This window comes from Methylorubrum sp. GM97, assembly GCF_024347855.1.
Taxonomy (GTDB): Bacteria; Pseudomonadota; Alphaproteobacteria; order Rhizobiales; family Beijerinckiaceae; genus Methylobacterium; species Methylobacterium extorquens.
In genome coordinates, this window is sequence record NZ_AP025942.1 from 1127685 (window position 1) to 1149765 (window position 22081).

16 protein-coding genes and 1 pseudogene are annotated in these 22081 nt (G+C 67.7%); 12 read left to right on the forward strand and 5 right to left on the reverse strand.

What is annotated here, in order from left to right:
* The first annotated feature begins 410 nt into the window (after positions 1–410).
* The 6 genes from MSPGM_RS05355 (at position 411) to MSPGM_RS05380 (ending at position 7482) form a co-directional block, all read left to right on the forward strand.
* Positions 411–1802: a family 2B encapsulin nanocompartment shell protein gene (locus tag MSPGM_RS05355; RefSeq protein WP_003600625.1), complete on the forward strand. Its 1392-nt coding sequence runs from the start codon at positions 411–413 to the stop codon at positions 1800–1802.
* Positions 1789–3813 (forward strand): family 2A encapsulin nanocompartment cargo protein cysteine desulfurase, encoded by a 2025-nt coding sequence (locus MSPGM_RS05360; RefSeq protein ID WP_003600626.1) that lies wholly within the window; start codon positions 1789–1791, stop codon positions 3811–3813. Before MSPGM_RS05355 ends, MSPGM_RS05360 begins: the two co-directional genes overlap by 14 nt.
* A 537-nt stretch (positions 3814–4350) precedes the next feature.
* On the forward strand, positions 4351–5328 hold the full coding sequence (locus MSPGM_RS05365; RefSeq protein ID WP_003600627.1) for an NAD(P)/FAD-dependent oxidoreductase: 978 nt from the start codon (positions 4351–4353) through the stop codon (positions 5326–5328).
* A 218-nt stretch (positions 5329–5546) separates the two neighbouring features.
* Entirely contained in the window at positions 5547–6416 is an 870-nt protein-coding gene (locus MSPGM_RS05370) for an outer membrane protein (protein WP_003600628.1), read from the forward strand.
* A gap of 389 nt (positions 6417–6805) precedes the next feature.
* Positions 6806–7057: a cysteine rich repeat-containing protein gene (locus MSPGM_RS05375; RefSeq protein ID WP_003600629.1), complete on the forward strand. Its 252-nt coding sequence runs from the start codon at positions 6806–6808 to the stop codon at positions 7055–7057.
* A gap of 11 nt (positions 7058–7068) precedes the next feature.
* Positions 7069–7482: a DUF1236 domain-containing protein gene (locus MSPGM_RS05380; protein WP_261926191.1), complete on the forward strand. Its 414-nt coding sequence runs from the start codon at positions 7069–7071 to the stop codon at positions 7480–7482.
* A gap of 269 nt (positions 7483–7751) precedes the next feature.
* Here the strand turns inward: MSPGM_RS05380 and MSPGM_RS05385 are convergent, their stop codons facing one another.
* Positions 7752–7973 carry a hypothetical protein gene (locus tag MSPGM_RS05385; protein ID WP_003600631.1) on the reverse strand — a complete coding sequence of 74 codons (222 nt, stop codon included), beginning with the start codon at positions 7971–7973 and terminating at the stop codon, positions 7752–7754.
* A gap of 850 nt (positions 7974–8823) precedes the next feature.
* On the opposite strand from MSPGM_RS05385, the gene MSPGM_RS05390 reads away from it, so the two are divergent.
* Complete coding sequence (locus MSPGM_RS05390) at positions 8824–9033, forward strand: cold-shock protein (protein WP_012252841.1); 210 nt, start codon at positions 8824–8826, stop codon at positions 9031–9033.
* Between the two features lie 207 nt (positions 9034–9240).
* The gene (locus MSPGM_RS05395) at positions 9241–9486 is read left to right on the forward strand and encodes a hypothetical protein (protein WP_003600633.1); all 246 of its coding nucleotides are present in this window, start codon (positions 9241–9243) and stop codon (positions 9484–9486) included.
* Between the two features lie 223 nt (positions 9487–9709).
* Here MSPGM_RS05395 and MSPGM_RS05400 read toward each other — a convergent pair whose 3' ends face one another.
* Positions 9710–10042: a hypothetical protein gene (locus tag MSPGM_RS05400; protein ID WP_003600635.1), complete on the reverse strand. Its 333-nt coding sequence runs from the start codon at positions 10040–10042 to the stop codon at positions 9710–9712.
* A gap of 355 nt (positions 10043–10397) precedes the next feature.
* Here MSPGM_RS05400 and MSPGM_RS05405 point away from each other — a divergent pair, with 355 nt between their 5' ends.
* A complete protein-coding gene (locus tag MSPGM_RS05405) occupies positions 10398–12356 on the forward strand; it encodes an alpha/beta hydrolase domain-containing protein (RefSeq protein WP_003600637.1) in 1959 nt (652 codons plus the stop codon).
* A gap of 177 nt (positions 12357–12533) precedes the next feature.
* On the opposite strand, the gene MSPGM_RS05410 is transcribed toward MSPGM_RS05405, so the two are convergent.
* The 3 genes and pseudogenes from MSPGM_RS05410 to MSPGM_RS05420 all read right to left on the reverse strand — a co-directional run bounded on the left by MSPGM_RS05410 (position 12534) and on the right by MSPGM_RS05420 (position 17514).
* The gene (locus MSPGM_RS05410) at positions 12534–13265 is read right to left on the reverse strand and encodes a DUF4198 domain-containing protein (protein WP_003600639.1); all 732 of its coding nucleotides are present in this window, start codon (positions 13263–13265) and stop codon (positions 12534–12536) included.
* 410 nt (positions 13266–13675) lie between these two features.
* Positions 13676–16671: pseudogene (locus MSPGM_RS05415) on the reverse strand (PAS domain S-box protein).
* A 234-nt stretch (positions 16672–16905) separates the two neighbouring features.
* Positions 16906–17514 carry a DUF1269 domain-containing protein gene (locus MSPGM_RS05420; protein ID WP_003600641.1) on the reverse strand — a complete coding sequence of 203 codons (609 nt, stop codon included), beginning with the start codon at positions 17512–17514 and terminating at the stop codon, positions 16906–16908.
* 504 nt (positions 17515–18018) lie between these two features.
* Between MSPGM_RS05420 and MSPGM_RS05425 the strand changes: the two genes are divergently transcribed.
* The 3 genes from MSPGM_RS05425 (at position 18019) to ureE (ending at position 22077) form a co-directional block, all read left to right on the forward strand.
* Positions 18019–19986, forward strand: coding sequence for an oleate hydratase (locus MSPGM_RS05425; RefSeq protein ID WP_261926192.1), 1968 nt, complete (start codon positions 18019–18021; stop codon positions 19984–19986).
* 299 nt (positions 19987–20285) lie between these two features.
* Entirely contained in the window at positions 20286–21329 is a 1044-nt protein-coding gene (locus MSPGM_RS05430; RefSeq protein WP_012752267.1) for a DUF2778 domain-containing protein, read from the forward strand.
* A 283-nt stretch (positions 21330–21612) separates the two neighbouring features.
* Entirely contained in the window at positions 21613–22077 is a 465-nt protein-coding gene (gene ureE, locus MSPGM_RS05435) for an urease accessory protein UreE (protein WP_003607566.1), read from the forward strand.
* Positions 22078–22081: the final 4 nt, after the last annotated feature.

Genomic DNA, 22081 nt, shown 5'->3' on the forward strand with positions numbered 1-22081 from the left:
AAAAAAATCTTTCGGCGACGAGTTGCTTCAAGACATTCTCCAAGAGAACATCTTGTAGAACATTTTTCCAGTAAAAGGCTGGTTTATAAAACGTTCAACTCATTTAGACAGCTTCAGAAGATCCATCTCCTGCGGCGTCCACAAAAATTGGAAAATCATTCCGTTGACCGCCGGCTGCCGCCGCGCCTAGTACATCAACTGTCCCGGGCGAACGTCTCAATAGGCCCGGCTCGGGCAAGTCGCAATCAATAGAGCGATGGTGTTGGCAAGTTCAGTGCGGCGCCGGCGTGGCCTTTGTGCCTGCGCCGTGCCGGCGGCTGCCTGTCATCCGCACCCGATGTGCTGCCGGCGCCGGGCCCCCGCGTCCACACCGGCCGAATTTCCGAAACACCGTAAGGAGACGACGACAGATGAGTGGACCGGGTCTGAGCGTGAGCGCATCCGCCGCGCGCAATCTAGCGACCGCGACCGTCACCTCGGTCCAGAACGTCGCCAACACCCCCCGCTTCCTCCTGCGCCTGCTGCCCTTCGTCGACGTCGCGGGCGGCGTCTACCGGGTCAACCGCCGCGCCGTGGTGCTGGCCAAGCCCGGCCGCATCGATCTCAGCCTTGAGGACAAGGGTCGCACGGTCCGTCCCGGCTCGCTGCGCGCCGTTCCGCTGTTCAGCCGCCTCGGCGATGCCGAACTGGCCACGCTCGCGGACAAGTTCACGCAGAGCCGGCACAAGGCCGGCGAGGTCATCGCCGAGGAGGGCTCGTCCGGCCGCAGCCTCGTGATCGTGGCCGACGGCACCGTCGAGCTGACCCTGTCGGGCCCCTACAAGGGCCGGCTACGCCAGGGACTTGCCACGCGCGGCGACTATTTCGGCGACGACGCCCTCGTCGGCGAGGCCGGCCCGGCGCCGGCGGTGAAGGCGCTCTCGGCGGTGACGCTGCTCACCCTCGACCGCGCCGCGATCGAGGACGAGGCCGTCCGCTCGCGCATCGACCAGTACCAGGAGGAGCGTGATCGCCTCAAAGGGCACACCAACTCCTACGGCGAGCAGGGCATCGAACTCCTGGCGGTCCATGCCGGCGAGCCGCGCCTGCCGACCACCTTCGTCGATTACGAGATCGATCCGCGCGAGTATCACCTCTCCACGATCCAGACGATCCTCAACACCCACACCCGCGTCACCGATCTCTATTCCAACGAGATCGATCAGCTGCGCGAGCAGATCCGCCTCACGGTCGATGCCGTGAAGGAACGCGAGGAGTGGGAGCTGCTCAACAACTCGCAGTTCGGCCTGCTCGGCGAAGTCGCCGGCCGCCAGCGCATCCCGACCCGCTCAGGCCCGCCGACCCCGGACGACCTGGACGAGTTGCTGACCCTGGTGTGGAAGAAGCCGGCCTTCTTCGTGGCCCATCCGCGCGCCATCGCCGCCTTCGGCCGCGAGGCCACCCGCCGCGGCGTGCCGCCGGTCGTCGTCCACCTGTTCGGCGCGCCCTTCATCACCTGGCGCGGTGTGCCGCTGGTGCCGAGCGACAAGCTGCCGATCGACACCGATCCGGTGACGGGTGCCCAGACCACTTCGATCCTGCTGCTGCGCGTCGGCGAGGGTGAGCAGGGCGTGGTCGGCCTGCAGAAGTCGGGTGTGACCGGCGAGATCGAGCCCGGCCTGTCGGTGCGCTACATGGGCACCAACGATCACTCCATCGCCTCGCACCTCGTGACCCGCTACTTCTCGGCCGCCGTGCTGGTCGAGGACGCGATCGCCCGCCTCGATAACGTGCTGCTGGGAAACTACCATGACTACGCCTAACGCCCCCGCTCTCGGTCTTCCGACCGGCAACGCGGGCGATCTGGCGCATGCCGATCTCGTCGGGCGCCTCGCCCGCGAGATCACCGGCCAGGGACAGGCGGGTAGCGCACCGTTCCAGCCCCAACTGCCGCAGACGCCTCAAGTCCCCCAGGGGCTTGAGACCCTTCCCACCGGTTCCGGGCAGCCCGCGCTGCCCGGCGCCAATCTGGGTACGCCCTCTCTGCCCTCGGGCGCGCTGCCGTCGGGCTTCCAGCCCGACCTGTCGGCGCAGGCCGCGCGCTCCTTCGGCGCGCCGCCGGTCGGCCTGCCGGGCCTGACCGGTCCGTCCCATGCCAACCCGGTCGGCGCGACGCCCGCGCCGGCGAGCGCAAACCTGTTCGACGTGGCGGCGATCCCCTCGGTGCATCCGTTCACGAACTCGAACCGGTTGCCCGAATTCTTCGTGCCGAGCCTGCCCGACGTGGCCGCAGCGATCCCCGGTGGCCCCGACCTGCACCGGCAGACCGCGGCCGACCATCCCCGCGCCAACGGCTTCGCCCACGCGCTGGCACCCCACCTCGTGCCGCGCGATCCCGGCAAGCCCGGCGGCGACGCCGCGCAGGAGCATTTCTCGCGCACCGGCCAGCTCCCGCATCCGAGCGTGCCCGCCCCCGACAACACGGGCGATTACTACTTCCTGAGCCCGGCCCCGCCGCCAGCGAGGGGCAAGAAGGCGGCCGCCCAGCCACGGGTCGAGCCCTCGCGCCACGCGGGGCCCGCCCCGCGGGTGACCTCGCACGGGTCGGTTCCGGCCGGCGCGCCGTTCGATGTCGAGCACGTTCGCAAGGACTTCCCGGCGCTGCACCAGAGCGTGAACGGGCATCGCCTCGTCTGGCTCGACAACGCGGCCACCACCCACAAGCCCCAGAGCGTGATCGACGCCACGAGCGAATTCTACGGCCGTCACAACTCGAACATCCACCGAGCCGCGCACACGCTCGCCGCGCGCTCCACCGACCTGTTCGAGGGCGGTCGCGAGAAGACGCGCCGCTTCCTCAACGCGCCGAGCAAGGACGATATCGTCTTCCTGCGCGGCACCACGGAAGCGATCAACCTCGTCGCCAACTCCTACGGCCGGGCCAATATCGGCCCCGGCGACGAGATCATCGTCTCGACCATCGAGCACCACGCCAACATCGTGCCCTGGCAACTTCTGGCACAGGCGACCGGCGCGACGATCCGGGTGATCCCGGTCAACGATCGTGGCGAGATCATCTTCGAACAGTACGCGGCTTTGCTCTCGGGCCGCACCAAGATCGTCTCGGTGACGCATGTCGCCAACGCGCTCGGCACCGTGAACCCGATCCGGGAGATCATCGCTCTGGCGCATGCCTACGGCGTGCCGGTGCTGGTCGATGCCGCGCAATCGACGCCGCACATCCCCATCGACGTGCAGGCGCTCGACGCCGATTTCCTGGTCTTCTCCGGCCACAAAGTGTTCGGGCCGACCGGCATCGGCGCCCTGTACGGGAAGCGGCACCTCTTGGAGGCGATGCCGCCGTGGCAGGGCGGCGGCCACATGATCGAGGACGTCACCTTCGCCAAGACCGTCTACAAGGGCGCACCGGAAAAGTTCGAGGCGGGCACGCCCGACATCGCCGGCGCGGTGGGTCTCGGTGCGGCGCTCGATTACCTGGAGAGCGTTGGCCTGCCGGCGATCGCAGCCTACGAGCACGACCTGCTCGAATACGCGCAGGAAGGCTTGGCTGATGTGAAGGGCCTGCGCCTGATCGGTACCGCGCTCAACAAGGCGAGCGTCATGTCCTTCACGGTCGATGGCCTCACCAACGAGGCCGTCGCCCACCACCTCGATTCCCTCGGGATCGCGGTGCGCTCGGGCCACCACTGCGCCCTGCCGGCGCTGCGCCGCTTCGGCGTCGATCAGTCGGTGCGCGCCTCGCTGGCCTTCTACAACACGCGGGAGGACGTCGACCTCTTCCTGCGCGGGCTGCACACCTTACCGCGGCACTGACCTACGCGCCCAAGGACATGCCGGCCCGCTGCAGCGGGCCGGACACCGTTCCGGGACGGGGCCGCTGGCTCCTCGACCGGCTCGGACCATCCGATGCCGTGTCGATCCCGATACCCGTCGTTCACGGGCGGTGGCCCCTCGATCGAACGATATTCGGGTGCCCGACAACTCCATCGAATGATCCGAAGCTCTCGATCGAGACTGTCCCGATTTCTCGGGCCGTCCAGGGCGGGCAAAGCTGGGCATGTCGCATCCGCCCATGCAAGGGATTCCCATGTCCGCCCTCGACGCCGCCCTCCCGTCCGACGCCCCGCAAACGGGGGGTTAAGCTCCTGCGCATCGCCCTCTGGACGGCGCAGGCTCTGGTGGCCGCACCAAGGCCCCGATCCGTCCGCGGGCCTGACGGAGCCCGCTCGGCCGGCTTGGCCGCTCCAACAGGATTACGCCTCCCGACGGTCCGAAGCTTCGGCCGGTGGCGGAACCGATGAAGGCCGAAGGTGGTCTCGGCAAGGGTGGCCCTCATAAACGGATGAGCGAATGGCTCGGCTTCTGTCCGCTGATCTCTCAGAGCCGATCGACTGCCTGATTGTCGGCGGCGGCCCGGCCGGGCTGACAGCCGCACTCTACTTGGCCCGCTTCGAGCGCCGCTTCCTCGTGGTGGATGCGGGCGATTCCCGCGCGTCTTGGATACCCACCAGCCACAACATCCCGGTCTTCGCCGACGGCATCTCCGGACAGGAGATCCTCCTCCGTCAACGCGAGCACCTCGCTCGGTATGGATCCGAGGTCACCCATGGCACCGTCACGACCCTGCGCAGGGTCGAGGGAGGCTTCGCGGCCAGCGTCGAAGAGGCGGGCGGCATCTCACGCGAGGTGCGGGCGCGCCGGGTGCTTCTCGCCACGGGCGCGGACGACGTGGAGCCCGACCTGCCGGACCTTCCCGACGCCGTCAGACGCGGCCTCGTGCGCTACTGCCCGATCTGCGATGGCTACGAAGCGAGAGGCAAGCGCATCGCGGTGATCGGCCACGGCGACAGGGGCCTGGGAGAGGCGGTGTTCGTGGCCCGCACCTACTCGCGCGACGTGACGCTTCTGACGCTGGGGCAAGGCATGCACCTCGACGCGGGCGAGCGCGAGCGCGTCGAGAAGCACGGCATCAAGGTCGTCCACGAGCCGGTAACAGGCCTCGATGTCGAGGATGCCCGGATCACCCGGCTACGCACGGCGAGCGGTGATGAACACCGGTTCGAGGTGCTCTACTCGGCTCTCGGATTGAAGCTTCGCTCCGAGCTCGCATTGGAATTGGGAGCCGAGCACGATGAAACGGGAGCTCTCCTCGTCGACGAGCACAACCGCACCACGGTACCGGGTCTCTACGCCGCCGGCGGAGTCGTGCGCGGTCTCGACCAAGTCGTGGTTGCGATGGGACATGGCGCGATGGCGGCCACTGACATTCACAACCGCTGCGAGCTGCCGACCGAGGAGGAAGTCGATGGAGCCGACAGCTCCGCCTGATCTCGACAGCGGGCGCGTCGCCCTCGGAACATCGCGGCCGGCGCTGGCCAATGGCTCATCGTTTGGGCCGAACGGAACCAAAGGGCCGACAGGGCGGTGACGCGAGGGATCGGCACGATCACGGCGATGTCATCGATGGGCTGTGGCTAATATATCATATGACCTGAGCTGGGCCGCTGCTAACAGGGCGCACGTTTAACAAACCCCTGGTTCAAACCTTGCGCAATTCCCTGATCCTTGCCGGCCTCACGGGCATTCTCCTGTCGGGCACGGCGCTCGCCGCCGACCTCCCGCGCCGCGCGGCTCCGCCGCCGGTGTTCCAGCCGGTGCCGGTGTTCACCTGGACGGGCTTCTACGCCGGTTTCAACGCCGGTTACGGCTTCGGCACCCAGGATGACCGCGTCCCGACCGTGATCGGCGTCGGCCCGGCCTCCCTGCTCGTGCCCCCGGGCACCACCGCCGTGGTCGCCTTCAGCAACCGCGAGTCCAACGAAGGCTTCGTCGGCGGCGGTCAGATCGGCTACAACTACCAGTTCACCCCGGGCTCCGGTGTCGTGATCGGTGTCGAGGCCGACGCCCAGTACGCCGATTTCGGCCGTGACCGGAACCGCTTCCTCTCGACCAGCCCGCTGGCCGCTCAGCAGGTGTTCAACCCGGGTGGTCTGTCCGGCCTCGACTTCTTCGGCACCGTCCGCGGTCGCCTCGGCTACGCCTTCGACCGCACCCTCGTGTACGGCACCGGCGGCTTCGCCTACGGCTCCGGCGGCGGTCGTGAGTTCGGCACCGGCGTGTCGAGCAACGACTTCCAGACCGGCTGGGCCGCCGGTGGTGGTATCGAGTACGCTCTCCCGACCGACTCGTTCCTGAACTTCTTCAAGTCGTCGGCCGTGACGCTGAAGGTCGAAGGTCTGTACGTGAACCTCGATCGCGGCACCGGTGGCCGTGGCGCCTTCGCGACGGACAACCAGGGCCGCACGGTCTCCATCGGCAGCCCGGGCACCGTGCTCGTCAGCGGTGGCCAGCAGGTCCGCGACACCGAGTTCGCCGTCGTCCGCGCCGGCCTGAACTACAAGTTCGGCTCGTACTAGGACCCGGATCTCCGGCGGCCCCTCACCGGACCGCCGGGTGGTCTGACGCTTCCTCGTGAACAGTGAAACAGGCGCTCCTTGGGAGCGCCTGTTTTCGTTTGAGCGCTCGGACCCTGACCGGGCGGCAGAGTTGCACGTGCGCATGATCTGGGGCGGACGGCGCCGTGTCCTGCAGGGATGGGACAGGCTGCCGATGACGCGGTTGGTGCGAGGCTGACGGCCTTCGGTCAGCCTGAGAGGGAGCCGCGTCGCGTACGGGCGCTTCGTCGGGTGGAGACGACAGGCCCCGCCAACCGTTGAGCAGATTGGGCCGCGGGGCCCTCTTTCGAGGAACGATCCCATCCTCTCGATCATTCCTGCCCGCCCATATCGGGCTCAGGAAGCATTCGATGCCACGCCTCGCTACCCTCGGTCTGCTGCTTGCCGCACCGTTCGTCGTCGCCTCGGCCTCTGCCGCACCGGAGAGCAAGCGCGGCAACCCGGATCTCAAGAAGTACTGCACGGGCGATGCCTTGCAGTTTTGCGGAGGCATCGACTCCGATAGCCCGGAGATGGATGCCTGCTTCAAGAAGCACCGCGCCGAGCTGTCCGAGAATTGCCGCCGCGCGATCACCGCCTATGAAGCGTCGGGCGGCAAGTGAGGTATCCTTCGATGCGCGCCAAACTCGCTACGATCCTCATCCCGGTCGGGATCGGTATGGCCGCCTCCGCTCACGCGCAGGGGCTTCAGCGCGGCGCGCAGGAGGGGGCCGCGCGTGGGGAGGAGATGGCCGGTCCCCTGGGAGCCGTGGTCGGCGGAGCGATCGGTGCGGCCGTCGGGACGGCCAATGGCATTCTTGGCATCGACCGCCGCGAGCGATTTCGCATCTACGCTCGGGCGGAACGTCGTCCCTCCTTCGTCTCCCGTCTGCCGGTTCGCGTCGGCACCGTCCTGCCGGACGAAGGCCCGGTCTACTACGACGTTCCGCGCGAGTTCGAGCTCAAGGGCTACAACTACACCATCGTGAACGATCACCCCGTGCTCGTCGAACCGGGCACGCGTCGCATCGTCGAGGTGATCGACTGAGGAGTGATCGACTGAAGAGGTCGCAGCCTGGATCGGCATGCAAAGCCGCGGGCTTGGCTCAACCCGTTCTACGGGCTTAACGCGGCATGCCGCCGGCTCGAAAGTGATTGGGCCGTCGGACTCGTCATTGATTGTTAACCATGATGCCCCCATCTGAGGGACATGCCGATCGCGACCCTGTCGCTTGATCGGTCGCGGCCACGATGCCGGGATGGGGGTGACGCCGGATGTACGCGCACCTTCGTTCCAGCTTCCGTGGCCGTTCCTTTTCAGCGCCGGTCCGGATGACTTTGAGGCGCGTTCAAAGCCTGCTCATCGAAGCGAAACGGAGCGGGTTCCGTACTGTCCACCAGCAGGCGGATCATCTCTGACCGGCTCTCCAGCATGATGGCAGGAGGTTCGCCGACCAGAGACCGCCAGCGGGCCACGAAATCCGCTTGAGGCAGATCGGCGAGAACGTCCAAGGTCGGCAACCTTGTCTCATCCGGCATACCGGCTCTCCTGTCTGGTGCGCCTATACGGCGTTGCTCGCGATTCCGTTTCGCCCCCCATGCCGGGAGGGTTAACAACCCCTTGCGAGAAAGGGACATCCGACCGGGCAGCCACAGGCGCCGGGTCTGAGGACGGCCCGGCTTTCTCCGCCGATCGATCATCCCCGGCAGGCCGAGGAGAACGTCTCTCGTAAAGAGAGGCGGGCGACCTGCAGCACGGCCTCAGATTGGAAGTTCGGAAGCCTTGCACGTTCTCGTTCCCGGCCGAACCTGTGGCACCTGCGCGGAGTGCTGCCGAGTTCTTGAAGTCAAGGCGCTTGCCAAGCCTGCCGGAACCTTATGCGCGCATCAGACAGGTGGGGCATGCAGCATCTACAGGGATCGCCCGGCCGCCTGCGCCACGTGGCACTGCCTCTGGCGCAAGATCGGGGCTCTCCCGGATGAGCTGCAGCCCGACCGTTCAGGGGTGATGTTCTCGCTGGAAACGGCTCCCACGGCGGAAGACCCATTCCTGCGCGCCCGCATTGTCTGCCGGGCCGTGCATGGGCCTGACGCCTTCGAGCGGTGGGAGGCTGTCGAGGCGATCGACATGTTCGTTCAAGAGGGCTCGCTTCCGGTATGGACGGCCTTCGACTCCGTGACGTCTCTGGTGTACCCAGAGCCTGCCCATGCGGATCGGCTGCGGGACGCCATCAGGCATCCGCACCTGGCGATAAGCCAAGTCTGCGGGCAAGAGGCTGCGACCTGGAGGCTGAGGCTCGGCTACGGCGAGACGCCTCAAGAAGCCAACGGTTTGGAACAAAAGCCGCTCGGCGCGTTAAAGCCTCTGTTCGCCACAGGAGGAGCACACATGGCAACCGGTACGGTAAAGTGGTTCAACGAGACGAAGGGCTATGGCTTCATCCAGCCCGACAACGGCGGCAAGGACGTGTTCGTGCACATCTCGGCGGTCGAGCGCGCCGGCCTGCGCGATCTCGCTGAAGGGCAGAAGGTGACCTACGAGGTCGAGATCGACCGGAAGAGCGGCAAAGAGTCGGCCGGACAGCTCCAGGTTGCCTGATCGTCGGGCGCCTTAGGGTCGCCAATAAGGAAAGCGGTGGGCTGGCTTAGCGTCAGCCTACCGGCCTGGAGGGCGTTTGCCTTCTTCGATTTCCGGGCGCTCTTGCGCTCGTGAAAGGGCTGTCCCTGCGACCAACTGCCCAGCTTGGGATCACCCGCCGATGAAGCGCGGTTGCCACCTCGCCTTCATACGGACCGGAGCCCCTGCTTGTTCAATCCCTTCATGACGTCCCTTCTGCTCGCGTTCGAGGCGCAGCGGGTCATCGAACTCCGTCTGGTACGGCTTGCCTGGGGCGGTCAGGAAGGGTGGGCCGAGATGAACTCGATGGTGTTGGAGAAGATCGCGGCGGCCACTGAAGCGACCACGACGTTGCTGACCGGCGGTTCACACGAGGACGTGGTTGCCCGCTACCGCGAACACGTGGCTGCGAACACGGAGCGGCTGAGGGCGTAGCGTCCGCCCCGGCGAGCCGGGAGATGGGCCGTCTGGGCCAGACCGGGAGTCCAGCTCTCCCCTGCGTGGCGGTGCTGCACCCGACGTCGTCGTGAACTGGCTCGCCGTGTATGGCGGGCCCCTCAGGTACGATCCTCGCTGGTGAAGCCCGTTTTCCATCGCGGCGGCGGAGCCATGGGGCCCCTATCCTCGAACGCCCCGGATGCCGCTGTCGCCCGTTCGCCTACCGGCCTTCGAGGCGGCAAGAGGGGGCTGTTTCGACAGGGCACGAGGCGGGTGGCTCTCGGTAAATCCGCACTCCGGGCGGCTCATCGCCGTTTTCCAGCGCAATGCGACGCTCTTCCTCGGCGTAGTCCCAGCTCCACTCGTCGGAGTGCTCCCCATCCAAGACGACGCCGGCCCGGCAGCCCCAGCCATGCTTGCGGGCGACCTGGGCCTGCTCGTAGGTGACGGTGAAATAGCCGTACTCGTGAAGCTCTCGGTCACGGCAGAGGATCTTACCGTCAGCCGTCACGATATCGCCCGGCTTCGCACCTTCCGGCAGTGTCGATGTCATATTTGGTTCCTACGCGTCGTGCCTCAGCACGATCATACCGATCCAACGGGTGCGTGGAACAGGCCACCGAGCAGATTCCTGCAAAATAACTACAATCAGCATCGGCGCCGATGCGCTGCCTCGTGGTCGAGCCCCGGGGCCTTGGTTGCGGCACCGACGACCCGTGGAATGCCTCCGTGAGCTCGAAGTCCTCACTCGGCCATCGAACGCGCCGCTCGAACTGAATAGCGTACAAAGCAGCGCGCAGAGCCAACACAGAGAGAAAACGAGGCGCAGCCCGGCATTCCTCTCGACGTCTTTCCCCTGACATGCTTGCTGAGAACACCGGCCAGCACGAGCCGGACAGGGAGCGAACATGCGCAACGGTTGGGTTGTGGTCGGCGCACTTGGCTGCGCCCTCGGCGCTGCGCCGGCTCGTGCGGGCATCACCGGCATCGAGATCGCCAGCGTCGAGCCTTTTGCCGATGGCGCGGAGTTCGGATCAGCCGGAAGCTACGAGCGTGTCGTCGGCACGGCCCGTGGCGAGTTGGACCCCGCCGATCCTGCGAATGCCGGCATCGTCGACATCGCCCTGGCGCCCCGCAACGCCCGCGGCATGGTCGAGTACAAGACAGACCTGTTCATCCTGCGGCCCAAGGATCCGGCCCGAGGCAGCGGAACGCTCCTGTTCGAGGTGCTGAACCGGGGCCGCAAGTTCCTCTTTAACTGGGTCCTCGACGCGCCGGCTCAGGCGGCGCAGGCGGTCAACGATCCGAAGACCGCCACTGATGCCGGGACCGGGCTCGTGCTGCGCCGGGGCTACACCATCGTCTGGTCGGGCTGGGAGGCGGACGCACTGCGCCAGCAGGGCGGTATGGCGATCGACGTGCCCGTGGCCACGCGCGGCGGCAAGCCGATCGTCGAGGTCGTACGCGATGAACTCGTCAGCGCGACCCGAGGCCCGCCGGAGGCTCCGTTCTACCTTTCCTTCAAGACAGCCAGCCCGGACAAGGCCGAGGCGCGCCTCACCGTTCGGCGCCGAGAGGCCGACCCGCCGCGGCCGGTACCGCCGGACGCCTGGCACTACGCGACGCCGCGTCAGATCGAGCTTCTGCCGAAGGGCACCAAGCCGCTGCCCGGCTCGCTCTACGAATTCACGTACCAAGCCACCGAGCCGAAGGTGCTCGGAATCGGCTTCGCCGCCACGCGGGACGTGGTGGCCTATCTCCGCGGCGAGGGCGGCGCGGCCAATCCGGCGGGTGGCGCGATCCGGCACGCCCTCGCGCTCGGCATCTCGCAGAGCGGGCGCTATCTGCGCGACTTCATCCAACAGGGCTTCAACCGGGACGAGACCGGCAAGCGGGTGTTCGACGGCGTCCTGTCTCACATCGCGGGCGTGGGCGGGGTGTTCCTCAACGCCCGCTTCGGTCAACCCTCACGAACCAACACGCAGCACGAAGACCACCTCTACCCGGAGAACACCTTCCCGTTCTCGGCCGCCACCCAGCACGATCCCGTCACCGGTCGGACGGGCAAGCTGCTGCGGGATGATGGATTCGACCCTCTGTTGATCGAGGCCAATACCGGCACCGAGTATTGGCAGAAGGGTGCCTCTCTCCTCACGACCGATCCGGTTGGCCGCACCGATGTGCCCCTGCCCGACACCGCGCGCGCCTACTTGGTCTCGAGCGGCTTCCATTATGGGCGTGCCGGCCTGGGCTCGACCAAGGGACCCTGCACGAACCCACGCAGCAGCCTGAACCCGGCCCCGGCGGTCCGGGCGCTGCTGGTCGCGCTCGAAGAGTGGGTGAAGGACGGTAAGGCACCACCGGAGAGCCGTGTGCCGCGCCTCTCCGATCAAACCCTGGTCGAGGCGGCTGACATCGGCTTCCCGTTCATGGTCGGGGTCCCCGTTCCGACAGCACCGAATGCGATCGCGCGCTTCAGCACCTACGTGGATCCGCACCCGGAAAGCGGCCCGCAATATCGCCCGCTGGTCCCGCGCGTCGATGCCGACGGCAACGAGGTGGCTGGCATTCGCCTGCCGGCCGTTGCGGCCCCGCGTGCCACCTTCACCGGCTGGAACCTGTATGCCGATCCGTTCCCCGCCGGTGCGCTGTGCGATCGCGAGGGTAGCCAGATCCCGTTCGCGCGCACCCGTGCCGAACGGGACACGGCCGGCGACCCCCGCTTGTCCCTTGAGGAGCGATATCAGGACGCGGATGCCTACGTCGCGGCCGTGACGAAATCGGTCGATGCGCTCGTGTCGGATCGCCTGCTGCTGCAGGAGGACGGCGATCGCATGATCGCGGCGGCGCGACAGGAAACGCCGTAGCGGACGGCCTTTCGCGGATGCCGGAGCCATTCGCCGGCCTCCGCGCCCGGCCTCACCCCGATCGAACGGGCTTTCGCCAAGCTTCAAGGCGCTACGGCGCCAGAGGGCACCCGAGCAGGACCCCGAACCGGTGACGCGGGCCATCGAGGCCGGCGCCACCGGATGCCGTTCCTGCACTCAGTTGGTCTTCGGGTCGGTTACGGTGAAGGCGAGCGTCGCGCCGTAGCTGTCCGCATCGGCCAACGCCGGCGTCTGCGAGGGGCTGACGCGGTGGCTGACGCCGAGCACCTGCGGTCCGGCACTGCGCAGCGAGACGACCGCGACGCCGTCCGCATCCGTCGTGGCGCGGGCCTGATCCGCCTCGCTCTTGAAGTTCACGCCGTCGGTGGCGACCACGCTGGCGCCGTCGAGCGGGCGGCCCTCGAACAGCACCCGCACCCGGATCTGGCCCGAAGCCGCGGCGGGCTCCTCCAGCGGGACGATCTCCAGCGGCTGGCCGACGACCTTGTCCCACGGAGCTGTCGGGCCGGATACGGCCTTGGCGAACTTCACCGACCAGAGGCTCTTGTCGGCCTGCGGCAGCATCCGCTTGCTGGCATTGCGGTAGCTGCCGTCTGACAAGCGGACCCAGTAGCCGTTGTCGTAGGACGCCACGACCAGCGCATCGCCGTCATAGGCGGCCTTGAGCACAGGTGCCGCGCCGGTCTGCAGCTTGGCGTTCAGGGTCACCGCGCCCGAAGGCTCGTAGGCGGTCAGGCTCATCAGCTTGGCCACGTTTGGAAGCTCCGGCTCGTGGGGATGCCCGTAGAGGATCTGCACCCCGCCACCGACCGGATTGATCCAGAGGTCGTGGGCGGCGGCCGGTGCGGCAAGGGCGAGGAACGCGGCGAGGAGGGCGGTATGTCTCATCGTGGAGATGCTTCCCGTTACGGAATTTCGGGCGATGCCGGCCGGCCGCAGCGGACCGGTGAAGATCGCGGCCGCCACAGCCGGTGGCGAGACCGTAGCCTGCGGGTTCGGCGTCGGCCCCGAGACGGTCGTCGCCGACGTCATAGAACCGCACAGCGCGATGACCCGGATCTCCAACGATTCCGCGGCCGCCGGATGGATGGCGTCGCCTGCAAGAGGTGTTCACCCCGAACGGCACCGGCCGATGCGCGCCGGTGCGTCAGGAGTGGCGACGTCGTGTGCGCCGGGGCTCAGCGCCTCGGATCGACACGGGATCGCAGCGGCCCAGTATGCACAAGCTAGGCCATTTTACACCCATGCACGGCCCGCGCAGATCCCGGCGTCTTGCCGTGAAGCGGGCACCTAGTCCCTTAGGCGGCGACCTCGGCGCGCGGCTCCTGCATCGATGCGAGGGGGGCTTCCAGGCGGCAGACGAGGCCGGTCGGCGCGTAGGTGAGCTTGACCTCTCCGCCGACCTCGGCGGCGAAGCTGCGCTCGATCAGGCGCGAGCCGAAGCCGCGGCGCGAGGGCTGGCTCAGGATGGGCGGACCGCCCTGCTCGGACCATGTCAGGCAGAAGCGGGGTGCCTCGTCCTCGTGCACCACGTGCCAGCGCAACTCGACGCATCCCACCTCGTTGGCGAGGGCGCCGTACTTGGTCGCGTTGGTGGCAAGCTCGTGCAGGGCCAGCGCGAGCGAGAGCGCCGCCTTGGCGCCGAGCAGCACGCTCGGCCCGCTCGCGCGGATGCGCGCCATGGCAGCGCCGCGATGGACCGCCAGAGCCCCCTCCACGACTTCCGCGATGGGCGCCTCGGTCCAGCTCGACCGGGTCAGGATGTCGTGCGCGCGGCCGAGCGAGATCAGGCGCGCGGCAAAAGCCTCGCGGGCCGCATCGAGATCCGGGGCGTTGCGGAGGGTCTGGCTGGCGATCGCCTGAACGAGGGTGAGCGTGTTCTTGACCCGGTGCTGCAACTCGCCGGTGAGCAGGCGCTGGTGCTCCTCGGCCCGCTTGCGCTCGCTGATGTCGAGCATCGCCCCGATCATCCGCACCGCCGCCCCGTGCCCGTCACGGATGACGTAGCCCCGGTCGAGGATGTCGGCATAGGTGCCGTTCGCGCGCAGGAAACGGTACTCCTCGCTCCAGGCGGTACCGGTCCCGTCGATGACCGCGTGGATGGAGGCGTCGATCCGCGCCCGGTCGTCGAAATGGATATGGGTGATCCACCAATCGCCGGTCGGGTCGACCGCCTCCGGCGGATAGCCGTAGGCGACCGTGAGGGCCTCGTTCCAGAGGACTTGGTTGGTCGCGAGGTTCCAGTCCCAGATCGCATCGTTGGTGGCGCGCGCCGCGAGGCGGTAACGCTCCTCGGTCTCGCGCAGGGTCTGCTCGGCCCGCCGGCTCTGCGTGACGTCGCGCACGGTGCCGATGAAGCGCACGGTGCGGCTGCCGGCGACGAAGGCCTGTCCCTTGGCGGCGACCCAGCGCTCGATGCCGTCCTCCAGCCCGATGGTCCGGTACGCGATGTCGTAGGTGCCGCTGCCGGCCGGATCGAGCGCGGCCTCGACCGCCCGATCGACCCAGGCCCGGTCATCCGGATGCAGGCCGGCCAGGAACACGTCGTAGGCGACCGGCGCCTCCGGTCCCAGGCCGAACAGCGCGCGGGTGCGCGCGTCCCATTCCAGCGTGTCCGTGACGAGGTCGTAGTCGAAGATGCCGGTTCCGGTCGCCTCGACGGCGAGGTGCAACTGCTCCCGCGCCCGGCGCAGATCCTCGTCCGCCTGCCGACGGTCGTGGATGTCGCTGTTGCTGCCGAGCCAGCCGACTACCGCGCCGCTCGCGTCCCGGCGCGGCTCAGCACGGATCAGGAACCAGCGGTAGGTTCCGTCGCGCGCCCGCAGGCGTGCCTCGGTGTCGTAGACGGTCTCGTGGGTGCGGGCCGCCTCCCAGACCTTGAGCAGGCCGTCAACGTCGTCCGGGTGGATCGCCTCGCCCCAGCCGAGCGGCAGTGCCTGTTCCGGGGTCTGGCCGGTATAGGCGTACCAGCGGTCGTTGAGGTAGCTGAGGCTGCCGTCCGGATTTCCGAACCAGATGATGGCCGGGGCCAGTTCGGTGAGCGCCGCGAAGCGCTCCTCGGCCACCTTGCGCTCGTGGATGTCGAGGGTGGTGCCGATCCAGCTCTTGAGATGCCCGGCCTCGTCGCGCACGGGCCGCGCCCGCGACAGGAACCAGCGGTACTGCCCGTCGGCGCGGCGAAGGGGGAACTCGACCTCGTAGCCCCCCCGGCTTCGCGCCGCGGCAAGCCACGCATCGCGAACGCGCTCGCGGTGATCGGGATGGATCACACCCATCCAGCTCGCCTCGCCGGTCTCGCCGGGGGCAGCCCCGTATAGTCGTACCAATAGGTGTTGCAGTAGGTGACGCGGCCGGCCTCGTCGCCGAACCAGACGACCTGCGGGCTGACCTCGACGAGAGAGCGGTAGCGCAACTCGCTTGCCTGCAACGCCGCTTCCGAGGCACGCTGCCCGGTGCGGTCGCGCAGGATCTTGAGGAAGCCGATGAGCCCGCCGTCCTCGGCCGTCAGCGGCATCATCTCGCCCGAGGCCCAGAAGCGGGTTCCGTCCTTGCGCATGTGCCAGCGCTCGTCCGGGGCGCTGCCGGTCTGCGCCGCCAGGCGCTTCTCGACATCGGGCCGGTCGCCCGCCCGATCCTCCGGCGTGAAGAACGCATCGACCGTCCGGCCCAGCATCTCGGCCTCGGTCCAGCCGAGGATGCGCTCGGCGCCGGTGTTCCAGCGCGTGACGCGGCCCTGGGGGTCCATGGCCACGATCGCGTAGTCAGTAGCGCTGTCGAGGATGCGCTCGTGCAGCAGGCGCTGCTCCGCCTGCTCACGCAGCGAGCGGCGCAGTTCCATCTGCGTCATGGCCTGGCGGGCGAGCCGCATCAGGCCGCGGCGCTGCCGCTCCGAGAGTTCGCGCGGGCGGGTATCGAGGACGCAGACAGTCCCGATCGGCTGCCCCTCGTCGGTCCTCAGCAGGGCGCCGGCGTAGAAGCGCAGGCCGGGATCGCCGCTGACGAGCGGGTTGCCTTCGAAGCGCGGGTCGCGCGCGGTGTCGGGCACGTAGAGGAAGTCGTCGTGCAGGATCGCCTGCCGACAGAAGGAGGTTTCGAGCGGCGTCTCGCGCACACCGAGGCCGACCTCCGCCTTGAAGAACTGCCGCCCGTCGCCGACGAGATTGACCACCGCGATCGGCGCCTCGCACAGCTCGGCGGCGGCCTCGGCGATCTCGTCGAAATCCTGCTCGCGCGGGGTGTCGAGCAACCGATAGCGGTCCAAGGCACGAAGGCGCGCAGCCTCTTGCTCGCTCATCGGGGCGGGATTCATTGTTCGGACAGGCTGGGGCTCGACGCAGTGTTCCACCATGGAGGTCCGGCGGAGGCGAAAGTGAGGCCGGACCTTGTTTCGACCGGAAGGCGGCGCCTCACCGGGCGGCCGCGTGAGAAACCGCCGTGACGCCCATCCCGGCCGGGCCGCTGCCGACGGCCGGATGCGACGGCTTACGCACCTTCGAGACAGGGCCCGCCGGTTGCGCAAGCGCCGCGATCAAGAGCCGTCGGCGGTGCCGGAGCCCCCGGGAGGCGGCGCGCCCGTGCTGCCCGCGGACGGTTCGGCCGACGCGCCGTCACTTCCGGGCATCGACACGTCAGGCTGCGACAGGGCGGCCTGCAGGCGGCTCTCCTGCTCCGGTGAGAGCGAGGAGCGGATGACGCGCCCTCGGAACTGCGACATCTCCGCGAGCACCTTTTCCGGCTGTGCCTTGCGCACGAGGATGAACAGAGCCGAGGTGTTCGGCTGCACCGCCTCGGCGACGGAGCGGATGAAGTCATCGTTGATGCCGTAATCGGCAAGCTTGCCCGACAGGGCGCCCGCGCCCAGTCCGAGGGCGGCTCCCGTTGCGAGGCCGAGCAGCGGGTTGAGGAAGACGAGGCCGACCAGCGAGCCCCACATCGCGCCCCAGATCCCGCCGGAGGCGGCCCCGGCGCCGACCAGATCAACGCTCTGTTTGAGCCGCAGCTTGCCGTCAGGGCTCCGGATGGCGACGACCGCATCCTCGAGATCGATCAGATATTCCGTCTGCAGGCGGGCCAATTCGTTCAGAGCGCGATCCGCCTCCTGCGGATCCTCGAAGCCGATCACCACGAGTTCTGCCATCCAATCCTCCTCGATGAACACGTGTTGGCGGGGATTCCCGAGGGCAGCGGACCCGGACCGTCCCATCGCCTGAACAGCCCCGCAGCGCATCGATGCCGCGGCAGCGGACGACGCGATCCAGACTTGTTGAATGAGAGGAAGCTTGGCAGCTCGTCTCTCTGCACATCCTTTCGCCGGGATACTTGCTGCGCGATCCCCTCAGGGAACCATCGCTCACCGCGAAGCCAGCGCTAACACAGGGGATGCAGGGCCCGATTGCGACACATCAATGCCGACGCATCGGACTCATGGCCAAACAGGCCGGCTTTCGAGGCTCAAACCCGCTTTTGCAGCAGGCCCTACGCCGGCGATCACGAGCCGATCACCCGCCTGACTGTCTCTCACGCAACGCCCGCTGCGCCGCCGTGCCCGGAGGGGGACGATTGGTGATCGCGCGTTTCGTGAGGCCCTCTTAGTCCGTCACGCCGGCCCTCTGACGCCGGCCGTCCTCTCGGGAGACGCGCAATGGCCGGAGCCATTCCAGGCAAAGAAGGTCACGATTTCGTCGTCGAAACCGATGCATCGGCCGCCTATTGGCATAATCGCCCTGCCAATACGCTCCCGCCCCCCGACATGATGGGCGCCTACATGCGCAACCGCCCGGTGCCGGGGCCGCGGGTGGAGGGGCGCAAGGCCTGGATCATCGGCGGTGGCATCGCCGGGCTGGCCGCCGCATTCTACATGATCCGCGACGGCGGCATGAACGGCCAGGACATCACGATCCTCGACGCGCTGGACGTCGAAGGCGGCTCGCTCGATGGCGCCGGCAACCCGGAGGACGGGTACATCATCCGCGGCGGTCGCGAGATGAACTGGAACTACGACAATCTCTGGGACATGTTCCAGGATGTTCAGGCGCTCGAACTCCCGGAAGGCTACAGCGTCCTCGACGAGTACCGGCTCGTCAACGATCACGACCCCAATTACTCCAAAGCCCGCCTCATGCATGAGCAGGGGCAGATTCGCGATTTCTCGAATTTCGGCCTCACGAAACCCCAGCAATGGGAACTGATCCGCCTCCTGCTCAAGCGCAAGGAGGATCTCGACGACATCACGATCGAGCAATATTTCAGCCCGGAATTCCTGGAGACCAATTTCTGGTTCTTCTGGCGATCGATGTTCGCCTTCGAGAACTGGCAGAGCCTGCTCGAGATGAAGCTCTACATGCACCGCTTCCTCGACGCGATCGACGGTCTGGCGGATATGTCGGCGCTCGTCTTTCCGAAATACAATCAGTACGACAGTTTCGTCCGGCCGCTGGTCAACCACCTCATGGCGCGCGGCGTGACCGTGCGGTTCGGCGTGCGGGCGTATGATCTGGCCATGAGCGTCGATGGTGACGCCCGCACCGTCACGGGCATCCACGTCAAAACGAAGGGCAAGGAGGACGTCATCCCCGTTGAGAGCCGGGACGTGGTCTTTGCTCTGACCGGCTCGATGACCGAGGGCACGGCCTATGGCGACATGGATCAGGCGCCGATTCTCGAACGCGGCCGACACGATCCGGGCCAGGACAGCGACTGGGCGTTGTGGAAGAATTTGGCTGAGAAATCACCGGTCTTCGGCAATCCCGCGAAGTTCTACGGCGACATCGACAAGTCGATGTGGGAATCGGTGACGCTGACCTGCAAACCCTCGCCCCTGGTCGAGCGGCTGAAGGAGCTGGCGGTCAACGATCCCTATTCAGGCAAGACGGTGACGGGTGGCATCATCACCTTCACGGATTCAAACTGGGTGCTGAGCGTGACCTGCAACCGTCAGCCGCACTTCCCGGAACAGCCAAAGGACGTGCTGGTGCTCTGGGCCTATGCGCTCCTGATGGACAAGGACGGGAACCACGTCCGGAAGCCGATGCCGGCCTGTACCGGCCGGGAGATCTTGAGCGAACTTTGCTATCATCTCGGCATCGCCGACCAATGCGAAGCCGTCGCGGCCAACACCAAGGTGCGGTTGGCGCTGATGCCCTACATCACGGCGATGTTCATGCCGCGCGCGGCAGGCGACCGGCCGCATGTCGTGCCGAAGGGCTGCACGAATCTGGGCCTGATGGGCCAGTTCGTCGAAACCTCGAACGACATCATCTTCACGATGGACAGCTCGATCCGCACCGCGCGTGTAGCCGTCTATACGTTGCTCGGCCTGCACAAACAGGTGCCCGATATCAGCCCCGTACAGTACGATATCCGAAACCTTCTCAAAGCGGCGCGCACCCTGAACAACAATCTCCCGTTCCCCGGCGAACGTCTGCTGCATCGATTGCTGAGCAAGACCTATTACGCCCATATCCTGCCGCCCCTGCCGGCCTTGGAGGGTCCGAGCCGCGAAGCGGCCCAGTTGGATCTGCGGCATCTGCTAGGGAGGCGTCGTCACGCCTTGAGCGCGATCGGCGAATCTTTCGAACACATTCGAGGCTATCTCAAATCGCAGAAATGAGTGCAGCGCTCGGGCTCGCAATTCGGCGCCGAATCGACCTCGGGATCGGTCCCGCGCTGCCGGACCGTCCCGTCCCTCAGCATCATCCCTCCGCCTCTCCCGCGATCATCCGGCCCAAAGTCCGCTCCGGTTTTACCCCCGCCCGACCATGATCTCGCCCCAGAATCGCCGAGCGCGACGGCGCACTTGGTTAACGAGACATTGACCGGCCGAGGGATGCGCGTCGCAGGGCGCGTGCGTCGGCGGGGCGGTTCAGGACCGGGGCGGAGGCCGCTCCCGGACGGGAATTCGGGCGGCGCATGGCACATCCTCTCCTCTCGTGGGCTCTCCCCTCGGCCGCCTATCTGAGCGCGGCCCTGATCCTGGCCTCCTCCGCGCCGTTTGGACGGATCGATCTGCCACCGCTTCAAACGGTGGCGGTCCCCATTGCGGCAGACCCGGTGCCGGATACCCCCGTAGAGACGGTGGCCTCGATCCCGGACCAAGCGCCGGAGGCCGCACCGGACGCCGCGGAGCCGCCGGCCGAAGCTATGGCCGAATCCTTGGCCGAGTGGATGCCCCAGGCGTTGCCCGCCCCCACCGAGGCGCGCTTCGGGACGGCTTCCCTGTTCTGGCTTCCGAACGAGGCACCGGCGACGGCCCTCGCGCAGGTCGTGCCCCTGCCCGTGCGCCGCCCGGCCGAGCTGACGCGCCTCGGGGCGGCGGACGCCCTGCGCCGGGCTGAGCGGATGGTCGCGCGCCGGTCCACGGTCGCGGTGGCGCCGGCCCAGGTCGAGGACACCCGCACCTTCTTCGAAAAGCTGCTCGGCGTCGAGAAACCCGCCACGCCGGCCCCCGCCCTCGCCTATGCGGCCCTGGAGAACGGCGCTGCCGAGTCCGCCGCCCGCCGGGTCCTGACCACGCCCCTGCCCGCCGCGCCGCCCGTCGGCGAAGGCGGCATCGCGGTCTACGACATCAGCGCCCAGAGCGTGGTTCTGCCGAGCGGCGAACGGCTGGAAGCGCATTCCGGCCTCGGCGAGAGCATGGATGATCCGCGCTACGTCCATCTCAAGATGCGCGGCGCCACCCCGCCGGGCACCTACGACCTGACCGAGCGCGAGGCGCCGTTCCACGGCGTGCGAGCCCTGCGCCTCACGCCCGTCGGCGGAAGCGAGGCGATCCACGGCCGCGTCGGACTGCTCACCCACACCTACCTGCTCGGGCCCAACGGCGCCTCGAACGGCTGCATCTCGTTCAAGAATTACGACCGGTTCCTGCAGGCCTATCTGCGCGGCGAGATCCGCCGCGTCGTGGTCGTTCCGGGTCGCGGCCGGGACGCGAACCCTCTGGTTGCATCGCGCTAGAGCCACCGACCTGATTGCATCAGGCCGGCGACTCTCGGTCCTTGTGCTGACGCGCATTCTTGCGACGAACCGGTAACCACTTCGTCGGAATGCGCGCTGGGCGCGCGCCACACCGCCTGCTGCTTTCTTTCAGAGAAAATTTAATTCTCAATACGCTCGATTCTGGCGCGATCCTCGCTTAGGATCTTGGGAGTTGCCGGGAACCGCCCCGCGGTTTCGGCACCCCGAGGACAGCTCCGCCCCCGCACCGGGCGGGGCGGCGTGTGTATCGGAGTCGTGGCGTATGCGTGTGATCCAACGCGTTCTGGGCAGCCGGTCGGAGGCTGATCTCGCGGAGCGCCTGCATCACCTCGAACATCACGGTGCGGTGGACATCCTGCGGGTGCCGAGCGCCGACGTGGCCCGGCGGCGCCTGCGGGCGACGACAGTGGCCGGCGAGGAGATCGCGCTCGCCCTACCGAGGGATCAGGCCCTGTTCGACGGCGCGGTGCTCGTCCTCGAAGATGGTCACGCGCTTGTCGCCCGCGTCGGCACCGAAAGCTGGCTGCGGCTCGTGCCGCGTTCCACCGCCGATGCGCTCGAACTCGGCTACCATGCCGGCAACCTTCACTGGCGGGTCCGCTTCGACGGCGCGGCGATCCTCGTCGCGCTGGAAGGGCCGGCCGAGGATTACCTCGTGCGTCTCGGCGCCCTGGTCGAGGAGGGCCGCGTCGCCCATTCCATCGACGCGGCGGCCGAAGGGGCCTGAGGCC

What these genes read in the sequence shown, in the direction of transcription:
- MSPGM_RS05355 (WP_003600625.1), top strand. Translation starts at nt 411, where the DNA reads ATGAGTGGACCGGGTCTGAGCGTGAGCGCATCCGCCGCGCGCAATCTA.
- MSPGM_RS05360 (WP_003600626.1), top strand. Translation starts at nt 1,789, where the DNA reads ATGACTACGCCTAACGCCCCCGCTCTCGGTCTTCCGACCGGCAACGCG.
- MSPGM_RS05365 (WP_003600627.1), top strand. Translation starts at nt 4,351, where the DNA reads ATGGCTCGGCTTCTGTCCGCTGATCTCTCAGAGCCGATCGACTGCCTG.
- MSPGM_RS05375 (WP_003600629.1), top strand. Translation starts at nt 6,806, where the DNA reads ATGCCACGCCTCGCTACCCTCGGTCTGCTGCTTGCCGCACCGTTCGTC.
- MSPGM_RS05380 (WP_261926191.1), top strand. Translation starts at nt 7,069, where the DNA reads ATGCGCGCCAAACTCGCTACGATCCTCATCCCGGTCGGGATCGGTATG.
- MSPGM_RS05385 (WP_003600631.1), bottom strand. Translation starts at nt 7,973, where the DNA reads ATGCCGGATGAGACAAGGTTGCCGACCTTGGACGTTCTCGCCGATCTG.
- MSPGM_RS05390 (WP_012252841.1), top strand. Translation starts at nt 8,824, where the DNA reads ATGGCAACCGGTACGGTAAAGTGGTTCAACGAGACGAAGGGCTATGGC.
- MSPGM_RS05400 (WP_003600635.1), bottom strand. Translation starts at nt 10,042, where the DNA reads ATGACATCGACACTGCCGGAAGGTGCGAAGCCGGGCGATATCGTGACG.
- MSPGM_RS05405 (WP_003600637.1), top strand. Translation starts at nt 10,398, where the DNA reads ATGCGCAACGGTTGGGTTGTGGTCGGCGCACTTGGCTGCGCCCTCGGC.
- MSPGM_RS05410 (WP_003600639.1), bottom strand. Translation starts at nt 13,265, where the DNA reads ATGAGACATACCGCCCTCCTCGCCGCGTTCCTCGCCCTTGCCGCACCG.
- MSPGM_RS05420 (WP_003600641.1), bottom strand. Translation starts at nt 17,514, where the DNA reads ATGGCAGAACTCGTGGTGATCGGCTTCGAGGATCCGCAGGAGGCGGAT.
- MSPGM_RS05425 (WP_261926192.1), top strand. Translation starts at nt 18,019, where the DNA reads ATGGCCGGAGCCATTCCAGGCAAAGAAGGTCACGATTTCGTCGTCGAA.
- MSPGM_RS05430 (WP_012752267.1), top strand. Translation starts at nt 20,286, where the DNA reads ATGGCACATCCTCTCCTCTCGTGGGCTCTCCCCTCGGCCGCCTATCTG.
- ureE (WP_003607566.1), top strand. Translation starts at nt 21,613, where the DNA reads ATGCGTGTGATCCAACGCGTTCTGGGCAGCCGGTCGGAGGCTGATCTC.